The 16074-nt window shown below is 66.1% G+C and carries 15 protein-coding genes; 10 read left to right on the top strand and 5 right to left on the bottom strand.

Annotation, left to right across the window (positions count from 1 at the left end; all coding sequences use genetic code 11):
- The first annotated feature begins 12 nt into the window (after positions 1 to 12).
- Both E8P82_RS02350 and E8P82_RS02355 read left to right on the top strand, forming a co-directional pair.
- Positions 13 to 2394 carry a phosphoketolase family protein gene (locus E8P82_RS02350; RefSeq protein ID WP_246020887.1) on the top strand — a complete coding sequence of 794 codons (2382 nt, stop codon included), beginning with the start codon at positions 13 to 15 and terminating at the stop codon, positions 2392 to 2394.
- 34 nt (positions 2395 to 2428) lie between these two features.
- Entirely contained in the window at positions 2429 to 2893 is a 465-nt protein-coding gene (locus E8P82_RS02355) for an SRPBCC family protein (RefSeq protein ID WP_136452854.1), read from the top strand.
- 79 nt (positions 2894 to 2972) lie between these two features.
- Here E8P82_RS02355 and E8P82_RS02360 read toward each other — a convergent pair whose 3' ends face one another.
- A complete protein-coding gene (locus E8P82_RS02360) occupies positions 2973 to 4739 on the bottom strand; it encodes an ATP-binding protein (RefSeq protein WP_136452855.1) in 1767 nt (588 codons plus the stop codon).
- Positions 4740 to 4997: 258 nt separating this feature from the next.
- Here E8P82_RS02360 and E8P82_RS02365 point away from each other — a divergent pair, with 258 nt between their 5' ends.
- Positions 4998 to 5717: a VIT1/CCC1 transporter family protein gene (locus tag E8P82_RS02365; protein ID WP_136452856.1), complete on the top strand. Its 720-nt coding sequence runs from the start codon at positions 4998 to 5000 to the stop codon at positions 5715 to 5717.
- A 92-nt stretch (positions 5718 to 5809) separates the two neighbouring features.
- Here E8P82_RS02365 and E8P82_RS02370 read toward each other — a convergent pair whose 3' ends face one another.
- Entirely contained in the window at positions 5810 to 6913 is a 1104-nt protein-coding gene (locus tag E8P82_RS02370; protein ID WP_136452857.1) for a GTP pyrophosphokinase, read from the bottom strand.
- Between the two features lie 136 nt (positions 6914 to 7049).
- Here E8P82_RS02370 and E8P82_RS02375 point away from each other — a divergent pair, with 136 nt between their 5' ends.
- Positions 7050 to 7883, top strand: a complete 834-nt coding sequence (locus E8P82_RS02375) for a prolyl oligopeptidase family serine peptidase (protein WP_425455977.1) — start codon at positions 7050 to 7052, stop codon at positions 7881 to 7883.
- A 21-nt stretch (positions 7884 to 7904) separates the two neighbouring features.
- Here E8P82_RS02375 and E8P82_RS02380 read toward each other — a convergent pair whose 3' ends face one another.
- From E8P82_RS02380 to E8P82_RS02390, 3 genes are read right to left on the bottom strand one after another with little or no spacing between them, the layout of a single operon-like run.
- A complete protein-coding gene (locus E8P82_RS02380; RefSeq protein ID WP_136452858.1) occupies positions 7905 to 8702 on the bottom strand; it encodes an isocitrate lyase/PEP mutase family protein in 798 nt (265 codons plus the stop codon).
- Complete coding sequence (locus tag E8P82_RS02385) at positions 8695 to 9336, bottom strand: alpha/beta hydrolase (protein ID WP_136452859.1); 642 nt, start codon at positions 9334 to 9336, stop codon at positions 8695 to 8697. Before E8P82_RS02385 ends, E8P82_RS02380 begins: the two co-directional genes overlap by 8 nt.
- A 10-nt stretch (positions 9337 to 9346) precedes the next feature.
- Positions 9347 to 10324: a ring-cleaving dioxygenase gene (locus tag E8P82_RS02390; RefSeq protein ID WP_136452860.1), complete on the bottom strand. Its 978-nt coding sequence runs from the start codon at positions 10322 to 10324 to the stop codon at positions 9347 to 9349.
- 162 nt (positions 10325 to 10486) lie between these two features.
- Between E8P82_RS02390 and E8P82_RS02395 the strand changes: the two genes are divergently transcribed.
- From E8P82_RS02395 to E8P82_RS02420, 6 genes are all read left to right on the top strand, one after another.
- Positions 10487 to 10969, top strand: a complete 483-nt coding sequence (locus E8P82_RS02395; RefSeq protein WP_211096776.1) for a PGPGW domain-containing protein — start codon at positions 10487 to 10489, stop codon at positions 10967 to 10969.
- Positions 10970 to 11029: 60 nt separating this feature from the next.
- Positions 11030 to 11953 (top strand): carbohydrate kinase family protein, encoded by a 924-nt coding sequence (locus E8P82_RS02400; RefSeq protein ID WP_136452861.1) that lies wholly within the window; start codon positions 11030 to 11032, stop codon positions 11951 to 11953.
- A gap of 43 nt (positions 11954 to 11996) precedes the next feature.
- Positions 11997 to 12533, top strand: coding sequence for a YbhB/YbcL family Raf kinase inhibitor-like protein (locus E8P82_RS02405; protein WP_136452862.1), 537 nt, complete (start codon positions 11997 to 11999; stop codon positions 12531 to 12533).
- A 44-nt stretch (positions 12534 to 12577) separates the two neighbouring features.
- Positions 12578 to 13387: an HAD family hydrolase gene (locus E8P82_RS02410; protein ID WP_136452863.1), complete on the top strand. Its 810-nt coding sequence runs from the start codon at positions 12578 to 12580 to the stop codon at positions 13385 to 13387.
- On the top strand, positions 13365 to 14183 hold the full coding sequence (locus E8P82_RS02415; protein ID WP_246020888.1) for a glycerophosphodiester phosphodiesterase family protein: 819 nt from the start codon (positions 13365 to 13367) through the stop codon (positions 14181 to 14183). The genes E8P82_RS02410 and E8P82_RS02415 overlap by 23 nt, the downstream gene beginning before the upstream one ends.
- Before the next feature lie 274 nt (positions 14184 to 14457).
- Positions 14458 to 15534, top strand: coding sequence for a YkvI family membrane protein (locus tag E8P82_RS02420; RefSeq protein WP_246020889.1), 1077 nt, complete (start codon positions 14458 to 14460; stop codon positions 15532 to 15534).
- Positions 15535 to 16074: the final 540 nt, after the last annotated feature.

Here is a 16074-nt window from a genome sequence, read left to right on the forward strand (position 1 = left end):
ACGGAGGTATCCATGAGTATCGACATCGAGGGCCTGAATGCGTGGTGGCGCGCCGCCAACTACCTGTCCGTCGGGCAGATCTATCTGCGGGACAATGCACTCCTGACGCGACCGCTCGCGAGCGAGGACGTCAAGGAGCGCTTACTGGGACACTGGGGGACCACCCCAGGGCTCAACTTCGTCTACGCGCACCTGAACCGGGTGATCTCCCAGCGGCAGCAGGAGATGCTGTTCGTCACCGGGCCCGGCCACGGCGGCCCGGCCAATGTGGCCAACGCCTGGCTGGAGGGGACCTACTCCGAGATCTACGGGAACATCGGCTCCGACGCCTCCGGCATGAACGCCCTGTTCAAGCAGTTCAGTTACCCCGGTGGCATCCCGTCCCATGCGGCACCGGAGACGCCGGGTTCCATCCACGAGGGTGGCGAGCTCGGCTACTCCCTGGCCCACGCCTACGGCGCCGTCTTCGACAATCCGACGCTCATCGCGGCCACCGTGGTGGGAGACGGTGAGGCGGAGACGGGTCCGTTGGCCACGAGCTGGCTCTCGAGCAGTTTCGTGGACCCGGCCGTCGACGGAGCGGTACTGCCCATCCTGCACCTCAACGGGTACAAGATCGCCAATCCCACGGTGCTGGCCCGCATGCCGGAGGATCAGCTGCGACAGCTCATGTACGGCTACGGGTACGACCCCCGCTTCGTCACCGTGACCGATCCCGCGGACACGGCCGCGGCGCATCAGGACTTCGCGGATGTCCTCGACGGGTGCATCGACGACATCCACGCCATCCAGGACCGGGCGCGGACCTCCCCGGCCCAGGCCGGGGACCCCGCGCCGCGGTGGCCGATGATCGTGCTGCGCTCGCCCAAGGGCTGGACAGGACCGGCGGAGGTGGACGGCAAGCCCGTGGAGGGGACGTGGCGGTCCCACCAGGTACCGCTGTCCGAGATCCACACCGACGAGCAGCACCTGCACCAGCTCGAGGAGTGGATGAGGTCCTACGATCCGGGGACGCTCTTCACCGAGAACGGGGAACTGAGACCGGAGATCGCGGCTCTCGCCCCCGAGGGCAGTCTGCGGATGAGCGCAACACCTTACGCCAACGGCGGCTGGCTCCTGAAGGACCTCGTCCTGCCCTCCTACACCGAGCACGCCGTGGCGGTTTCGGCTCCGGGCACCGAGAAGGTGAGCCCCATGATCACGGTGGGAGGCTACCTGCGCGATGTCATCGACCTCAATCCGCACACGTTCCGCCTGTTCGGGCCGGACGAAACGGCGTCGAACCGGCTGTCGGCCGTCTATGAGGTGACCGACAAGGCCTGGCAGCCGCGCATCGAGGACGTCGACGAGCACCTTGCGCGGTCCGGACGCGTGATGGAGGTCCTCAGCGAGCACCTGTGCCAGGGCTGGCTCGAGGGCTACCTGCTCACGGGCCGGCACGGCGTCTTCAACTGCTACGAGGCGTTCGTCCACATCGTCGATTCCATGTTCAACCAGTTCGCCAAGTGGCTGAAGGTGCACCGGGTACTGTCCTGGCGCCGGCCCATCGCCTCGTTCAACTACATGCTCTCCAGCCACGTCTGGCAGCAGGACCACAACGGGTTCTCCCACCAGGACCCGGGTTTCATGGATCACGTGGTGAACAAGACGGCCGACATCACCCGCGTCTATCTGCCGCCGGACGCGAACACCATGCTCGCGGTGACCGAGCACTGCATGCAGACCCGCGACACCGTCAACGTGATCGTCACGGGCAAGCAGCCCACGCCCACCTGGTTCGGACCGGAGGAGGCGCAACTGCACGTCAGGCGGGGTATCGGCATCCTCGACTTCGCAGGTACCGAGGAGCCGGGTGTGGAGCCCGACGTCGTCCTCGGGTGTGCCGGCGACGTGCCGACCCTCGAGGCCGTGGCGGCAGCGCGTCTGCTCAGCGCCGGGGTCCCCGGACTGAAGATCCGCGTGGTGAACGTGGTGGACCTGATGCGCCTGCAGGACGAGACCGAGCACCCGCACGGGCTCTCGTCCCGTGACTTCGATACGCTGTTCACGACGTCCAAGCCCGTCATCTTCGCCTTCCACGGCTACCCGGCCCTCATCCATCGCCTCACCTACCGGAGGAACAACCACGCGAATCTGCACGTTCGGGGCTACAAGGAGGAAGGTACGACGACGACGCCGTTCGACATGGCGATGCTGAACCAGATCGACCGGTTCCAGTTGGCCATGGACGTCATCGATCGCGTGCCGACTCTCGGCGCTTCGCAGGGCCGGCTCCGGCAGGACCTGCAGGACCAGCGGGAGCGCGCGTGGCAGTACACGCGCGATGCCGGCAAGGACCTCGAAGCCATCACCGGCTGGACGCTCGACGAATCCTCACCGGACGACGCGCAGTAGCAGGCGCCGTCCCCAACCAGAAGGAGAACGCTCAATGGCAGAGACAAGCATTTCCGCAAGCCGACTGATCGATGCACCCGCCGACGCGATTTTCGAGATCCTCTCGAATCCGGAGCGGCATGCCGCCCTCGACGGCTCGGGGATGGTGCAGTCCGACAGCAAGTCGGATCGCATCACGGCCGTGGGCCAGGTGTTCACCATGAACATGCACTGGGACAAGATGGGCGGCGACTACCAGACCGACAACCACGTGGTCGGGTACGACCCGAACAAGCTGCTGGCCTGGAAGACCGCCCCCGCCGGAGAGGTGCCCCCGGGCTGGGAGTGGGTCTGGGAACTGGAGCCCCAGGGCCCCGATTCCACGCAGGTCTCGGTGACCTATGACTGGTCGGCGGTCACCGACAAGGAGACCCTGAAGAAGGTCAGTTTCCCCGCGGTGCCCCAGGAGGACCTGGACGCCACGCTCGGGAATCTGGCGGCGCAGGCCTCCGACGCCTGATCAGCAGAGGCTTCACATGGAACGGCCGGCTCCCTTCAGGGGCCGGCCGTTCCGGCGTTTTGGATCTGACCACTACGAATTACGGCGCATCAAGGTCAAGTTCTGCTCGGGCCGACACCTCTGCCTCGTCCGGCGCTGGTGACGATCTATTCGATCGACGGCTTTTCGGAAAGGACTTGCCCGGGCCGTATGTGACGCTAGGGCCTCTGGTCGCTTTGCTGGTCTTGTCAAGGATGCGGCGATCAACAAGATCAGAAAGTATTCTCGAGGCCGTTGCCGGCTGTACATCGAACATGGTCTGCACCATGCGGCCTGTGATCTTGCCGACTTCTCTGACCATTTCAACTATCTTTCGATCAGTGTCGTCGCCAGACCTAGCGCGATAGGTCACAGCAGAACCCAGTGACCTCAGGGCCTCTCCGACAAGGCGATACTCCCCGCGTCTGCTTCGGGCGGTGTCGGCCGTTCGTTCTACAAGTGCTTGACCTGGGGCCGACAGGTGCAGAAGAACGGCCTCTACTTCGGCCTCATTCTTCTGCACAAGCGAAGCCATTTTTCTCGCCGTCGTTGTCCTGTGTTGCAGAAGAAAAGTCAGAACGAGAAGAGTATCAGGATCGTCCCGCCGATCCTCGGGCAGCGAAGCTACGAAACGAGTAAGAGGCTCATTGGGAGCGCCACCCTGCAGTGTTATCTCGACGCTGCGCCCATCAGTCGTAAAGCCCGGCGGTTCGTGGCCGACAGCGGTCATGGCAGAGTACATCCGATCCACGCCGACTCCTGCCGATTCACCTAGACCGAGCCCTCGAATGGCATGGGCAAGTGAGCCGTTGCGGGAGCGCGACGACACCGTAAGAACGTTGTCCACAGTTACTCCAGGGACGAAGCCGCCAGGGGAGGTAATACGAAGCCGGGAGGATCCGTGTTCGACGCGGATGGGGTCGGATGATCGGTAGTCACGATGCATGAACGCGTTGACGATCGCTTCCCGCACTGCACTCTCGGGAAGATCGCCGATCAAGAGTTGAGCGCCGCTCGGGGTGACTATCGCCGTGCGTTCGATTCGTCCCTCGATGAGTTCCAGAACCCGTCGTATTACCCAAACCCCTGATCCAGAAATATGGTCATTGGCGGCCAGAAGACCTGGTCTCGGGACACGCCGGGTGTATTGGACGTGGATACGGCCATCGTCAATGAACAGCATTGCTCCGCCGTTCGTGAGCTGACCGGCTGGGGTCAAAACACCCAGACGTCGGCAGAGATCGGGCCATAGCAGTTCGGACCAGGACCTCCGCTCCGGATCCTGTGATTGTTTCAGGAGATCCCGAGCCACTTCCATCGCTACTGGCGATACGGCATCAACGCCGTTGCCGGAGTCTTTCGATGACCAGTCGTCGCCCCGTCGATCGAGTTGAACCTGCGCAATGCGTGAGGCCGACATCGGTTCGCAGGATGTGCCGACGCGTTCCGTGGCCCGTCCCCTGACCTGATGGATGTCGGGACTCTGCGGAACGGATATTACCGTCAGATTGACGCCGCGAAACTCTAAGGAGTTCACCGTCACGATCAGACCAGGGTCAGTCAACTCGTAGATCCGGCTCACAGTTTGAATCGCTTCAAGAGTTGAACCGAGGAACGCGTCATCACCCCGCACCCGATCCTGAACCCCTACCACAAGAGACCCACCATGTGAGTTCGCAAAACAAGCGGCTGCTTCCGCGAGGTCGGTCAACGTGTCTTTGATTGACCGGCCGATGATCTTGAAGTCCAAGGTCGGGCTTTCTTGACTATCGGCAGTTTCACCTCCCGAAATCGCTTCGAGGACCTGATCGAGCGGGACGGTGCTCATGTTTCTCCTAGTTTTGATTCAGTACCTGAAGTCATCCTAAGTCAAAACTTTGCAATAGGACATCTCTCCTCACCTCAGGAACTGGGGCATGACTTCTGGGCGTCGGTTCGCCAAGACGCTCATGAAGCACCGACCAGCATGAAGACCTACGAAGCCGAGGGGTTGATTGACCAGCGGCCCGCTAGAGCAGTCGGGTGACTCCTGAGGCAAGCCGAACCTACGTGGTCCGGACCGCCCGGCCCGTGCTTACATGCATCCATGACACATGTCCCGTCCGGTCGGCTCGAGCCCCACGACAGCGGCATCACCTCACGCCTGAACGGGCTCCGCGCCGCTGTCCTCGGCGCCAACGACGGCATCGTCTCGACCGCGGCCACGGTGATCGGGGTCGCGGGCGTAACCAACTCGGTGACGCCCATCCTGGTGGCGGGAACGGCGGCGGTGGTCGGCGGATCGGTGTCCATGGCCCTCGGGGAATATGTCTCGGTCAGCAGCCAGCGGGACAGCCAGCGGGCCCTCATCGAGAAGGAACGCGAGGAGCTTCGTGACGATCCGGAGGGGGAATTCCTGGAACTCGTCGGACTCTACGAGGAGAAAGGCCTCGCCCCGGCAACCGCCCAGCGGGTCGCGGCTGAACTCACCGAGCACGACGCGCTGGCCGCCCACCTCTCCATCGAGCTCAACATCGACGAACTCGAGGTGGCCAATCCCTGGCAGGCAGCGTTTGCCTCGGCGGCGGCCTTCGCCGTCGGCGCCGTCCTTCCGCTGCTGACGATCCTCCTCACCCCTGCTGATCTTCGTGTACCGCTGACGTTCGTCGCGGTGCTGGTGGCCCTGGCCATCACGGGAGCGATCAGTGCCCGCGTGGGTGAGAGTTCCGTACCTCGCGCCGTCACCCGCCTGACGATCGGCGGCGCCCTGGCCATGGCGTTCACCTACACCGTCGGGACCCTGCTGGGAACGGCCGGAGTCGGGTAGGCGCTCTGATGGCGAGCCAGAGCCATACGCCTCGTGAACGGGGGTCGTGCGGCGCAACGAAGCGCAGCACGGACGCCGCGGAGTAGCCGCCGTCAGGGATGCTGCTGGCGGTAGCTCTCCATCTGCCGGTACCGGCGCAGCAGGCTGTCTCGGCGGGGAGTGCTCTCGGCACCCTCCGGTTCGGCGGTGAGCTGGATGTGCGGATACCCGTAGTGCCAGAGCAGCATGTCGTCCAGGAGACGGTCGGGGCCGGGTGAATAGCGATGGTCCAGGGCCCTGCGGACCGAGGTGATGGAATCGGCCTGCAGCAGCGAGACGAGTTCGAGCGTGGTCTTCAGTCCATGGGCCGCCAGGAGCTCGGCCGCCCACGCCCAGTCGTCACCCGCCTTGCGGTCCACGTGGGGCAGGAGCGTCTGCCAGACGTCCCGGATGCGATTGGGGGTCAGCGGTGCGCTTCCCTCGCCGTCCTCGTCCCAGAAGCCGGTAATGGTCTCGTACCGCTCGTGCAATTCCGCGAACGTCGACTCCACGGTCTCGAGCATGGCCGCGGTGGCAGTGAACTGCCGGTCGAAATAGGGGCTCCAGGCCAACGGGTTGGAGGCCTTGAAGCGCAGATCGTGCTCGATCTCGGACCAGGCGTGTGCCAGCACCGTGCGGATCTGGATCTCGAACAGGTAGCTGCCCGCAGCCTTCGTCTCGGGATCCACGGCCTGCTGGAACGCTCTGACCACGTCACTGTGGATGGTGCGCATGATCAGGTGACGGCTGGAGTAGCCGTAGGTGCCCGACTCGATCGACCCGATGTCCTTCTCGCGGTCGCCACGGCAGTCGAACTCGCGGCGTTGCCGTTTGAGCAGATTCGCCGCGAGATCCACTTCGTGCGGGAGGGTGGTGATGATGCGCACACCCACCAGATCGATCAGGTTGCGCATCGGATCCGGGAACACGAGGGCCGGAGGGGCGCCCGGCTCGGACGAGGGCAGGGTGCGGGAGGCCTTGTCGCGGAACGACTCGACGGTCTTGGTGCGGGCAGTGACGAACAGGGGGCTCAGCTCGGGGCCCTCGAAGATCGCCGAGATGCTCTCCCGCATGGAGGTGGTCACCCTGTCCAGTGCCGGGCGGACGCGCTCGTACTCGCGCGTGTGCGCTTCGACGGCAGGGCGCAACCGTTCGTCGAGATCGTCCCACGCGCCCATGCATCATGCCTTTCCGAGAAGAACCACCATCCTAGCCAACGCGTACGACGGTTAGACTTCGCGAGTGACTCCAGTGGCAAGACGCCCCCTCCTCGCCCTCGCCCTCGCAGCCGGTGTAGCGATCCTGATCGGCGGTATCAGGGCGGCCGTGAAGCCGGCGGCACCGGGGACGGCGGTGACACCGCAGCGCTACGCCTACGGTGATGATCCCAGCCAGGTCGCAGATCTCTATCTGCCGCCGTCGGGCGCTGCCGCAAGGGGCGTCGTCGTGATCATCCACGGCGGTTACTGGCGTTCCACCTATGGCATGGAACTCGGTGTGCCGCTGGCCCAGGATCTGGTGCGGCGCGGGTACGCCTGCTGGAATCTCGAGTACCGCCGGGCGGGCAACGGCGGCGGCTGGCCCGCGACGTTCGACGACGTCGCCGCCGGTATCGATCGGCTCGCGGTGGCCGCGGCGGAGCACGGACTCGACCTGCGCTCGACGACGGCGCTCGGGCACTCCGCCGGAGGTCACCTCGCCGTGTGGGCGGCAGGCCGTGGTTCCCTTCCGACCGGAACACCCGGAGCCGGTGTGCCGGTGGTGCCGCTCACGGCGGTCGTCAGCCAGGCAGGTGTCCTGAATCTGGGTGAGGCGCGGGAGCTGGGACTCAGCGACGACGCCGTCGTGAACTTCCTCCAGGGGCCCGAGGATCCACAGCGTTACCGGCTCGCGGATCCGATGACGGCCGTCCCGCTGGGTGTCGCGGTCTACGCGGTGCACGGGAGGAAGGACTCCTCGGTGCCGCTCAGCCAGTCGGCGAGCTACGTCGCGGCAGCACAGGCGGCGGGGGCGACGGCGGAACTCACCACGGTGCCGGGCGATCACTTCGCACTCATCACGCCCGGGTCGAGGGCGTGGGCCGCCGTCGTGCAACTGCTGGAGACCGCAGCAGATACGACGAACCCCGGCCCGTCCTCTGGGGACTGACCGGGGTTCGACGTGGACGGGCTAGTTCAGGGGCCGCGTGCCCTCGGGCAGCGCTCCGCCGTCGTACAGTTCGCGGGCCGAGTCCGCAAGGGCGGTCAGTGCCACGCGCTGGGTCCACGGACCGTAGGAGATCCGGGCGACGCCGAGCTCCTGCAGCCGGGCCGGTGAGAGGCTGCCCGGGCCGTTGATGACGCTCAGGCGCTGCGGGCCGAAGGCCTCCACGAGCGTGGTCACGGTATGCTCGTCGAGCAGACCGGGAACGAACACGTTCGTGGCGCCGATGTCGAGGAACGCCTTGCCGCGCTCGACGGCGTCGGCAAGGACCTCGGCGCGGTCGCGGTCGCCGACCCGCACGAACGCGTCGGTCCGCGCGTTCAGCACGAAGTCGATGCCCTCGCCCTGCCCGGCCTTCATGGCGGCTTCCATCTGTGTCACGGCGTCGGCCAACGGGCGCATCTGGTCCTCGATGTTCGCCCCGACGATCCCCACGCCGATCGCCCGGCGTACGGTGTCCTCCGGATCGCCGTAGCCCGATTCGAGATCGGCCGAGACCGGCAGGTCGGTGGCGGCGGCGATCCTGCCGACGGCTGCGATCATCTCCTCGAGGGGGATGTTCTCGCCGTCCTCGTAGCCCAGCGATGCGGCGATCGAGTGGCTCGCCGTCGCGAGGGCCCTCGTGCCGGGTACGTCCGCGATGGTCCTCGCGCTGATGACGTCCCAGACGTTGACCACCTGCAGGATCTCGGGGGCAGCGTGCAGCTTCGCGAGGGTCGTCGCCTTCGCGGCGAGGTCGTGGTGTTCGGTGGACTGCTCAGTCATGGGATACCTCCCGGGTGTGGGCGGCGATCCACGTTGCTGCTGTGGTCACCTCGGTGGGGTGGAGCCCGTGACCGCCGTCGCGGACGTTCCTGTCCACGTGGGCGCCGCGGCTCTCGAGGACCGATCCGAGACGCACCACGCTGTCCATGGGAGCCATGGGATCCGCGCTGCCGTTGAACAGTGCAACGGATGCCCCGGACAGATCGGTCTCGACCGCTCGTCCGTCCAGCGGGTACATGCCCGAGAAGGCCACGGTGGTGTCCACGGCCTCGGGGTGCAGCAGCGTGGTTGCGAGCCCGATGTTGGCGCCGTTGGAGAAGCCGACGGCCACGAGCTGACGGTCCTCGATGCCGTAGTTCCCGCGGGCCCACTCCAGGAAACCGGCCAGTTCACCGGCGCGCCGGACGACGTCGTCGACGTCGAACTTGCCCTCGCCGAAGCGGCGGAACCAGCGGTTCATGCCGTGTTCCTGCACGGGTCCCCTGGGGGAGAGGTAGCCCGCTCCGGGGGAGAGCTCGTCGACCAGTGGCAGGAGGTCGTGCTCGCTGCCGCCCGTGCCGTGGAGGAGCAGCAGCACGGGGCTGTCCGGTGACCCTTCCGTGAACAGGTGGGGCCATTCATGCGTGGTGCTCATGCGTGCGCTCCTACTTCAGAGAGGACTGGACGGCGGGATTGTTCTCGCCCGGGATGTCGACCTTGGCCACAGCGTGGGAGATGGCCTCGCGGTTGGGCTCGAGCCACGGTGGCAGCTTCAGCGAGCGGCCCAGTTCCAGCAGGGGCTCGTCGATATCGAAGCCCGGGGTGTCCGTGGCGATCTCCAGCAGGGTTCCACCGGGCTCGCGGAAGTAGATCGAGGTGAAGTACTGGCGGTCGAGGATCGCCGTGACCCCATAGCCGCGCTCGACCAGTTCACGGCGCCACAGTTCCTGCGTCTCCTGGTCGGGGACGCGGAAGGCGATGTGGTGCACCGTGCCACCGGCCACGAGGCCGCGCTGACCACGGGCATCCGTGACGACGTCGACCACGGTTCCGGGCTCGCCGTCGTGCGTGCTGAGGCGGTAGCGCCCGTCCTTCTCGCTGAGCACATGCATGCCGAGGTCGCGCGTGAACGTCTCGAGGGTGTGGGTGGGATCCTGCACCGTCAGGACCGAGGAGTGCTGGCCGCGCACGGCGTACTCTGCGGGCACGGAGGCGGAGTCCCAGGGATTGCGCGGATCGGAGATGGACGAGGCCACCAGGTCGATCTGCAGGCCGTCGGGGTCGCGCAGGGAGAGGCGCTCCTCCTCGGACGACGCACGCGAGATGGTGGACTCGACGCCGATCTCCTTGAAGTGCTCCTGCCACCAGCCGAGGGTGCCCTGGGGTACGGAGAACGCCGTGGTGGTTGCCTGTCCGCTGCCTACGCGGCCGCTGCGGACACCCTGCCAGGGGAAGAAGGTCAGGAGAGACCCTGGATGGCCGGCCTCATCACCGTAGTACAGGTGGTAGGTGCCGGGGTCGTCGAAATTCACGGTCTTCTTGACCAGGCGAAGTCCGAGCCCCTTGATGTAGAAGTCGATGTTCTTCTGCGGGTCGCCAGCAATCGCCGTGACGTGGTGGAAACCCTCGGTCTGGATGGTCATCCCGTCCTCCTTGGTAGGGCTGGCGTTTCTCGACCAGCGCATACATGCAAACACATCGATGTCTGCGTTTGTTCCCCGCAGGGTGGAAGCCTACGCCCTCCGCGGGCGTCCCGTCCGGCAGGATCCGGTGGAACGTCCATCATCCTGTGGCATCCTGTGTGCATGGCAGCGAAACGGCGGGTCTCGGTGTGGATGCGCCGCACCGGCATCGAGGTACTCGGCTGGACGCTGGTGGTCGTGGGACTCGCCGCCCTCGTACTGCCCGGCCCGGGACTGCTGATGCTCGCCGCCGGTCTGGCGGTCCTGTCCCAGCAGTACCACTGGGCTCGCCGCTTCCTCACCCCGCTCAAGGGCAACGCCTTCCATGCGGCAGCGCTCGGGGTGCAGACCGTCCTGCGGATCGCCCTGAGCTGTACCAGCGCGTTCATCATCATGGGCCTCGGCGTGGTGTGGGTGCTGCAACCCGAGGTCCCGTCCTGGTGGTTCCTCGACGACAAGTGGTGGCTTCCCGGGGGTATGGGCACGGGGATCAGTCTCATCGTCTCCGCGCTCATCGCCCTCGGGCTGATCGTGTACAGCATGCACCGCTTCCGCGGCCGGCCGCTGCCGCCCAAGGTGCCGCTCTTCCGCAAGAACGCCGTCTGACGCCCTGCCGAAACGGTCGCCTCCGGTGTGGCCGCACGGTGCGGCTGGTACGTTGAAGGCGTGCTCACCGTGATCGGGGAAACCCTCATCGACGAAGTCGTCAGCGATACGGCCCCCATGCGCGCCCACGTGGGCGGCAGCCCCATGAATGTGGCGGTGGGGATCGCTCGGCTCGGTCATCCTGCCCAGTTCGTGGGCCGCTACGGCGACGACGAGTACGGGCGCCTGGTCCAGCAGCACCTCCGGGACAACTCGGTGCCGTTTCCGGTGGACCCTGACAGCTCTCCCACGAGCGTCGCCACCGCACGGCTCGATCCCGTCGGTGGCGCGTCCTACGATTTCCAGCTCGTCTGGGAGCTGCCGGGGCTCGCGGAGCAGGGCCCGGAGTTGCTCGACGGCACGACGCTCCTGCATACCGGATCCATCGCGACGATGCTCACGCCAGGAGCCGACGACGTCCTGGCCCTCGTGAGGTCCGCCCACCCCGGCATCACCATCACGTACGACCCGAACTGCAGGCCCACCATCATCCGGGACCGTGACTTCGCCCGCGACCAGGCGGAGAAGTTCGTCGCGCTCGCGGACGTCGTGAAGGCCTCGGACGAGGATCTGCGCTGGCTCTACCCCGACCGCAGCCCCGAGGACACCGCACGTTCCTGGCTCGACGGCGGGGCGGCCGTCGTCGTCGTGACCCGCGGGTCGAGAGGCCCATGGGCCGTATGTCGCGCCGGAGAGCGGGAAGTCCCCGCCCCGACCACCAGCGTGGTGGACTCCGTGGGCGCCGGGGACTCGTTCATGGCAGCCCTCATCGGGTCGCTCGTGGACCTCGAGTTCGACGGCGGGCAGCGCCGGGACGAGCTGAGGCGCATCACGCTCGAGCAGCTGGGCGGCATGCTGCAGTATGCGGCGCGGGCAGCGGCGATCACCGTCTCCCGGCCCGGCGCGGACCCGCCCTCACGTGACGAGATGATCCAGACCCGTTGAGCTGCAGACTCTGACCACCGGCACCCACCAGAAGGAGCATCCCATGACCCGCGATCCCTACGCCGATCTGCCGGACGTCCCCGGCTTCGAGCTCACGAGCGAGGACATCACCGACGGCGCGCCGCTGGCGCCGGCACAAGCCTCGGGGGTGATGGGCGCCGGCGGCGAGGACGAATCCCCGCAGCTCTCCTGGAGCGGCTTCCCCGAGGGCACCAAGAGCTTCGCCGTCACGGTGTACGACCCGGATGCCCCGACCGCCAGCGGCTTCTGGCACTGGGCCGTGGTGGACCTGGACCTCGGCACCACGTCACTGCCGGCCGGTGCAGGGTCGGAGGACTCGGGTTCGCTGCCCGCAGGAGCGTTCCAGTTGAGGAACGACGGCGGATTCGTCGGCTACGTGGGTGCTGCTCCGCCTCCGGGACACGGCACGCATCACTACCATGTGGTGGTCCACGCCGTCGACGTCGAGTCCCTCGGGATTCCCGAGGACGCGACGCCCGCCTACCTCGGCTTCAATCTGTTTTCCCACACCCTGGGACGAGCGCGCCTGATCGGCACGTTCGACGTGCCGGCCGAATGAGCTCCGGGCGCCGGTAGCCGGGGGGTCGGGCAGTGGAGTCAGTGATGCGCCTCGTCGCGAGTGACCTGGACGGAACGGTCATCGGCCACGACGGACGCATGAGCACACGCACCATCCGGGCCTTCGAGGCGTGCGTCGAGGCGGGAATCCATGTCGTCTTCGTCACCGGCCGTCCGCCCCGCTGGCTCCAGCCCCTGCGCGATCAGCTCGGGCACACGGGCACCGTCATCTGCTCCAACGGCGCGCTGACCTACGATCTCGGGACCGAGACAGTCCTCAGCGCGAAGCTCCTCGCGCCGAGTGACGTCTACGCCGCCCGGGACATCATCCGCGATCTCTTCCCTGCCGCGACGTTCGCCGCCGAGACCATCGCTGGCTTCACCATCGAACCAGGCTTCGGCGACCCCTCGGCGTCCGAACTCCTCGACGGGATAGCCGCCCGACCGTTCGAGGAAACCCTGCCCGGGGAGGAGATCGTGAAGTTCCTCGCCCGCGAGGTGGACGTCTCACCGGACGAGTTCCTCGCAACCGTGCGTCCCGCCGTCGCGCACCTGGTTTCGACGACGCACTCGGCTCCGAGCGTCGCGCTCCTCGAGATGGCGCGGCCGAACATCGACAAGTCCGTCACTCTGGCGCAATACGCGGCCGGGCTCGGCGTGGACCGGGCCGACGTCGTCGCCTTCGGTGACATGCCCAACGACGTGCAGATGCTCGGCTGGGCGGGCCACGGCTACGCGATGGCCTCCGGTCACCCGGATGCGCTCGCGGCAGCGAATCTGGTGGCACCTCCGTTCGAGGAGGACGGCGTGGCGCAGGTTCTGGAGGCTCGCCTTGCGGCGCTCCGCACGGCCTGATCCGGGGCGGTTCCCCTATCTGGACGACCGGACGGGCGTCCGGTCGGAGCGTGCGCCTCTGGCGTTAGCCCACCGGGGCTTCGCGCCCGAGGGCGGGGAGAACACCATGGAGGCGATCGGGCGCGCCGTCGGTCTCGGCTTCCGGTACGTGGAGATCGACGTCAGGGCCTCGTCCGACGGCGTGGTCATGGTCTTCCACGACGAGCACCTGGACCGCGTGACCGATGCCCGCGGACCACTGGTGGAACGCTCCGCTGCGGAGCTCGAGGCTCTCTCGGTGGAGGGTCGTGGCGGCATCCCCACGCTCGAGGCGGTGCTGCTGCGCTGGCCCGAGCTGCGCCTGAACATCGATGTCAAGACGGATGACTGCGTGCGGCCGTTCGCGGAGCTGATCAATCGGCTGCGGGCCTACGACCGGGTGCTCGTAGCCTCGTTCTCGGACCGGCGCCGCAGGGAGGTGCTGCGTCTGCTCGAGGAGCCGACGGCGTCGTCCGCGGGAATGGTGGTCAACGCCTGCGTGAAAGCGGCTGCACCTTTGGGGCTGGCGGGGGTCGTCGCCCGGCGTGCCCGAGTCCAGGCGCTGCAGGTACCCGAGACCTATCGCGGGGTCCGCGTGGTGACGCCCCGCTTCGTGGCCGCGTGCCACGCCGCCGGTCTGCAGGTGCACGTGTGGACCATCAATGATCGGGAGGACATGGACCGGCTGCTGGATCTGGGCGTCGACGGCCTGGTCTCGGACGCTGGGGATGTGCTCACGGAGTGCTTGGCCGCACGGGGGACTCCATTGCGGGACTAGCGTCTGTGGTCGGACTCGTCGTGGTCGGTACTGTCAAGGCGCGGCGCCTGTCCGGACCCGGAGGGCCCTGCCCTCGGGCAAAACGTTCCGTTCTGGTTCTCGGTCGATAGCGGGGAAACACGATCCCGATTGTTGACCCGGTCACACTTCTCCCGTAGCTTCCTTTGGAGACTGATATATCACTCGTCGACGAAGATGTCCGGATCTGCTCGGAAGAAGGCACCCTTTGGCTCATAACGTACCCACGCAGGCGCACTTGGACACGACCGAGAGAGTGAGTGTCCTTCGGGTTCTCACTTATGCGGGCGCGATCATGGCCTTCCTCATCGGGTCCGGGTTTGCGACCGGCCAGGAAATCATGCAGTACTTCACCTCGTACGGCTATTGGGGTGTCTTCGGAACCGGCGCGCTGGTTCTGATTCTCATGACCTACGTGGCCGTGGAGTTCTTCCTGGTGGGGCAAGCGAGGAAGTTCGATCGTCCTTCGCGAATCTTCCAGTACTACTGCGGCAAGTACTTGGGGACGTTCTTCGACTTCTTCTCCATTCTCTTCGTGTTCCTGAGCTTCACCGTGATGGTGGCCGGTGCCGGCGCGGTGTTCGAAGAGCACTATGGGATCTCCCGGTACATCGGCGGCGTCGGTCTGGCCGTCGCCGTCGGCATCAGTGTGTGGTTCGGCCTGAAGAGCCTGGTCGACGTCATCGGCAAGATCGGCCCGATCATCGTGGTGGTGGCCATAGCGCTCGGACTGCTGGGAATCTTCCGCAATCCGGGCGGGATCTCCGCCGGCAATGCAATTCTTCCGACCCTCGATCTGACGCAGGCGTCCACGAACTGGTTCCTGGCCGGGTTGTCCTACGTCGGCTTCTGCATGCTGTGGCTGGCGGCCTTCCTGACAGCACTGGGGAAGACAGCGCACAGCCGCAAGGAAGCCGCCGCGGGCGGTTCGATCGGAGCCATCGCGTTCTCCGTCGCATGCATCATCGTCGGTCTCGGCCTGCTCGCGAATGTGGTGCAGGTCGGTGGGGCCGAGATCCCGATGCTCGTGCTGGCCAGGGACGTCAGCCCTGTGCTTGCCGCGAGTATCTCGGTCATGATTCTCACCGGGATCTACACGACGGCCGTGCCGCTGCTGTGGACGGTTTCCTCACGGTTCTTCCTGGACAGGACGCTCCGCTTCAAGGTGCTGACGATCGTCCTCGCGGTCGTCGGGACGGTGATCGGGCTTCTCCTGCCGTTCTCACAGATGGTCAACATCGTGTATGTGATCAACGGTTACGTGGGGATCCTGCTGCTGGTCCTCATGCTCGTCAAGACCGGAACGCGGGTTGTTCGGCGGCAACCGCTGTGAGCTGAGGATCGGTCTCCATGGTCGTTGAACCCGTGGTCCCTGAACGCATCAAGCGTGGTTGGGGCGGTCTGATGAACGGCGTAGGGTCGTTCTCATCAGTGGATCCCCTGAGTGGACAGCTGAAGCAGTTGGAAGTGGCCCGTGATCGGGCTGTTCCTCAGTCGTACAGTCTCGCCTGAACGCGTTGCATGTGGTTTGTCTCGTTCGAGCCAAAGGACCCTTGGACGAGTCGGAGGTCGACGAGGCGGGTGATGCTGGTCTCGCGGCGAGTGGTTCGCCTGGAGGGGACGTCCGTTGCGCGTACCGTCCAGGTCGAACCGGTCGTCAGTATTGACCGGAAAGCGCCCACTGGGACAGTCTATTCCGGATGCCGTGGGCGAAGTTGGGTGCTCCGGAATCAACTAGTGCGTCGTGAAGGCTCTTAGCCTTGATCCACCGATGAGCGTCAGCGTGACAGTACGTCATTAAAGACGAAATGCCCGTCTGACCGGGGAGAATGGGACTGTCGAAGGTTCACATTCAGCTCGGTGAGAGGGCATC

The organism is Arthrobacter echini (genome assembly GCF_004803505.1).
Classification (GTDB): Bacteria; Actinomycetota; Actinomycetes; order Actinomycetales; family Micrococcaceae; genus Arthrobacter_D; species Arthrobacter_D echini.